The 3,682-nt window shown below is 70.0% G+C and carries 5 protein-coding genes; 1 reads left to right on the top strand and 4 read right to left on the bottom strand.

Translation table 11 applies throughout. The features are described from left to right. From E3T23_RS12790 to E3T23_RS12775, 4 genes are all read right to left on the bottom strand, one after another. A partial coding sequence (locus E3T23_RS12790) for a PadR family transcriptional regulator (RefSeq protein WP_134370813.1) occupies positions 1 to 459 on the bottom strand: 459 nt, incomplete at its 3' end. Then, a complete protein-coding gene (locus tag E3T23_RS12785; protein WP_166806290.1) occupies positions 456 to 1,355 on the bottom strand; it encodes a DUF4097 family beta strand repeat-containing protein in 900 nt (299 codons plus the stop codon). The genes E3T23_RS12785 and E3T23_RS12790, both read right to left, overlap by 4 nt. A gap of 135 nt (positions 1,356 to 1,490) precedes the next feature. After that, positions 1,491 to 2,165 carry a universal stress protein gene (locus E3T23_RS12780; protein ID WP_166806289.1) on the bottom strand — a complete coding sequence of 225 codons (675 nt, stop codon included), beginning with the start codon at positions 2,163 to 2,165 and terminating at the stop codon, positions 1,491 to 1,493. Between the two features lie 64 nt (positions 2,166 to 2,229). Further along, on the bottom strand, positions 2,230 to 3,024 hold the full coding sequence (locus E3T23_RS12775; protein ID WP_134370815.1) for a CPBP family intramembrane glutamic endopeptidase: 795 nt from the start codon (positions 3,022 to 3,024) through the stop codon (positions 2,230 to 2,232). Between the two features lie 223 nt (positions 3,025 to 3,247). Here E3T23_RS12775 and E3T23_RS12770 point away from each other — a divergent pair. After that, positions 3,248 to 3,682, top strand: a 435-nt coding sequence (locus E3T23_RS12770; RefSeq protein ID WP_241977910.1) for a M20/M25/M40 family metallo-hydrolase, incomplete at its 3' end; no start/stop codon positions are given.

Genomic DNA, 3,682 nt, shown 5'->3' with positions numbered 1-3,682 from the left:
GGCCGCGGTGCGGGCGGCGTTGCCGGCGGCGGTGCCCGCGGTGGTCCCCGCCTTGCGTGCGCTGCGGGCGTCGCCCGCCTGGCGCTTGGCGGAGGCCAGGTCGAGGCGCAGGCTGCGCATCGCCGCACTGACCCCCGACCGCACCTCGTCGGCCAGTCGCCGCACGGAATCGGCGACCTCGGTCTCGAGGTCGTGCAGGTCGCCCTGGCGGGCCTGGAGCTCGTCCCGGCCGGCGTCGGTGATCTCGTAGACGCTCTTGCGGCCATCCGTCGACTTGGTGACGAGTCCTTCTTCTTCGAGCTTGGCCAGGCGCGGGTAGATCGTGCCGGCGCTCGGGATGTACGTTCCGCCGAAGCGGTCGCTCAGCGCCTGGATCAGCTCGTAGCCGTGTCGCGGCTGGTCGGCGAGCAGGCTGAGCAGGTAGAGGCGGAGGCTGCCGTGGGCGAAGACGGGGGTCATTCGGAGGCCTCCCCGTCGGCGCGGGCGTCGCCCGGTTCGGCATCGGCTCGCTCGCCGGCCTGGCCCGCGGAGGTAGACGCGGACGCCGGCTCGGTGCTGCGACGCACCACCGTGATGTCGCCCGACACCGAATTGGCCTGCAGCTCGAGCCAGCTGCCGTCGAGGTTGCCGGTGCTGGACTCGTAGCCCTTACCGAAGGTGCCGCGGATGGTCTGGTCGTCGAGCTGCAGCGTGCCCGAGACGGTGTTCAGCCGGTAGCGTGTCGCCACGTCGGCGCCGAGGCGCACGGTGAGGTTGCCGCTGACCGTGTTCGTGTTGATGGAATCGGGCGTGCCCTCGATGTCGAGGAACACCTCGCTGTTGACCCCATCGAGACTGAAGCGACGGATGGCCCCGCTCGCCGTGCAATCGCCGGAGACGGTGTGGGCGATGATGCTGCCTTCGAGGCCGCGCACCGACAGCTCGCCGTTGACGGCGTTGAGCTCCAGGTCCCCGGTGACGCCGTCGACCACGATGTCTCCCGATACCGTGCTGAGCCGGGCGCCGTTCGTGAGGCCCGAGACCAGTGCCTCGGCCGAGATCACGCCGAGCTTCAGGGCCACGTCACGGGGGACCATGATGCTGACGTCCGCTTTCGCGGTGCCGCGGAAGGAGGCGAAGACCTCGATGAAGTTGTCCCAGCGCAACTGCGGGTGGTCGATCTCCAGGGTGTCGCCGTCGATCGAGATTTTGAGGTCTTTGCCGGTCACACTGTGCACCTCGATGCGGGTGCCCGGCTCGTCGTGGCCGATCACGTCGATCTTGCCGCCGATCATGCCCACCTTGAGCGTGCGAACGACCTCGACGTCGATCACCTTCGCCTGCCCGGGGGCGACCAGCCATTTTTCCAAAGCCATGGAATTCTCCTTCTCGGGCGGCATCCGGGTAACGGATGGCCACCTCCTGTTCGCGATATATCGCGTCTTGTTGAGGTTTACGATATATCGCGTCTGGCGGGGCCACAAGCGCCGGGCGGAACTCTCAGCCGAGGTTCAGCTCTCCGGCTCGTCGTGCGGGCCGAGGCGGGCGGCGCGCTCCGCCGATTCGATCGATTCGACCGGGGCGGCGCGCACGGTCAGCAAGGGGATCCGGGACTTGTTGGCGATCTCCCTGGCCACGCTGCCGAGGAAACGCGAGCGGCGCTGCCGGTGGGTGCCGAGCGCGAGGAGGTCGTAGGCGCCCGAGCCCGAGCGGCGCAGGATCTGTTCGGCGGCGCTCCCGGTGGCCCTGGTGCTGAACGGGTGCACCGCGAGTGCGGCCAGCTGGGTCACGGCGGCGGACTGGATGCCCGCGGCGATGCGGTCGAGCTTCTCGGGGGCGACGTCGAGCGCGATGTCGTAGTCGAGCACCGTGAGCAGCGTCACGGTCTGCAGACGGGCGCCGAGGAGCAGCACGGCCGTGACGGCGGCGTGGTCCGCGGCCTCGGAGCCGTCGATGCAGACGAGCACGCGCACGTCTCCCTCGAGGGATTCGCCGGGGATCACGGCCGACTCGGCCAGTTCCTCCCGCTCGAGGTAGGCGGCCAGCCCGGCCAGTGCGATCGAGAAGGGGCCGGCGGCCACGCCGAGAACCACCCAGATCAAGGCGTCGTGGCCGCGGCGGATCATCACGAATGCGGCCGCGAGTCCCACCAGGACCCAGCCGACCGCCACCAGGAGTGGTGTCACCCAGACGCCTTCTGCCCACATGCCCTCAGCATTGGCGGCCCACGGCGAACCCGCAAGGGCAGCGTCAGTAGAGGAAGATCGGCAGCCAGTCGCGGGTGTGGGCGTGCACGATCACGAGGAACACGACCGCGTCGAAGAGCAGGTGCACGAGGACCACGTAGGTCAGTGATTTGGTGAGCGCGAAGGTGTAGCCCTGCAGCAGCGCGAAGGGGAACGTCATCAGCGGGCCCCAGCTCTGGTAGCCCAGTTCCCAGAGGAACGAGGTGAAGATCACGGCCTGCAGCAGGTTGGCCTGCCAGTCGGGGAAATGGCGCCTGAGCAGGGTGAAGGCTGTGCAGATGAAGAAGAGTTCGTCCCAGATTCCGACGAAGCCGACGCCCACGAAGAGCCGGGCGATCTCGTCGGGGGCGGTCACGGCGGGCCAGTTCTGGTAGGCGCCGGAGCGGATGAAATAGGTCGGCAGGATCAGGTAGCCCAGCAACAGCACGAGCGGCAGGTACCAGCGTTCCAACGGGGTCCAGCGCTGGCCGGTGCGAATCGGGAACCGGATGGCGTGGTCGCCGAACGCGTAGCGGGAGAGCAGGTAGGGCACGAGGACGGCGAGGGTCAGCACGGCGCCCATCAGCGCCATGTTCGGGTAGCTGATGTCGGCCTCGACCGAGATGGCGCTGATGATCAGCAGCCCGATCGCGAGCAGGAGCAGGTCCTTGAACAGGGCCCGGTCGATGACGAAGGCGAGCCCGACGGCCGCGGCGAGCAGCGCGTAGCCGGGGAGCGGCTCGCGCACCCCGAACAGCAGCACGGCGGAGGCGGAGAGCAGCGCCGCCGGCACGAGTCCCCAGGAGGCGCGGGGGCGCATCCGTTCGCCCGTGGTTGCCGCAACGGCGCCCGCGTCGCTTGTGCCGGTGCCCGGTGCCGGGACTTCCGCCGGTCCGTTTGCTGATCGCGCCGCGCCATCGCCCATGGAATATGGTACCCAACCCGCCTGCCCGGCCGCGAGAGCGGGTGAATCGTCGTTCTGCGGTGCCGAAACCGACGTTTCACCCGCTCTCGCGGCCCGATGGCGCCGCTAGGTTGGGGGTGTGGAATCACAGAGCGAGACGGTGGGGGTGCTGCAGCGGCTTGTCGGCATCGATTCCGTGAACCCCGAGCTCGTGGCGGGGGCGGCGGGCGAACGGATGATCGCGGCCTGGTGCGCCGACTGGCTCAGCGTGCGCGGGTTCGAGGTGCACCGCCTCGAGGAGCACCCGGGGCGCCCCACGATCGTCGGCATCCGGCGGGGCACCGGGGGAGGGAGCTCCCTGATGCTGAACGGGCACCTCGACACCGTCGGCGTGGGCGGTTACGCCGGGGATCCGTTCTCGGGCGAGCTCCGGGACGGCCGGGTCTCCGGCCGCGGCGCCTTCGATATGAAGGGCGGCGTCGCTGCGATCCTGGTCGCGGCGGCGCGGGCCACCGGGGCCGAGGCTGCGGCGACCGGGCCGGCTGCGACCGGGCGGGAGGCGACCGGGCGGGCC

Source organism: Cryobacterium cheniae, assembly GCF_004403395.1.
Taxonomy (GTDB): Bacteria; Actinomycetota; Actinomycetes; order Actinomycetales; family Microbacteriaceae; genus Cryobacterium; species Cryobacterium cheniae.
Note: the sequence above shows the minus strand (reverse complement) of the source record. Positions and strands in the feature narration are given on the sequence as shown.

What these genes read in the sequence shown, in the direction of transcription:
- E3T23_RS12775 (WP_134370815.1), bottom strand. Translation starts at nt 3,024, where the DNA reads ATGCGCCCCCGCGCCTCCTGGGGACTCGTGCCGGCGGCGCTGCTCTCC.
- E3T23_RS12785 (WP_166806290.1), bottom strand. Translation starts at nt 1,355, where the DNA reads ATGGCTTTGGAAAAATGGCTGGTCGCCCCCGGGCAGGCGAAGGTGATC.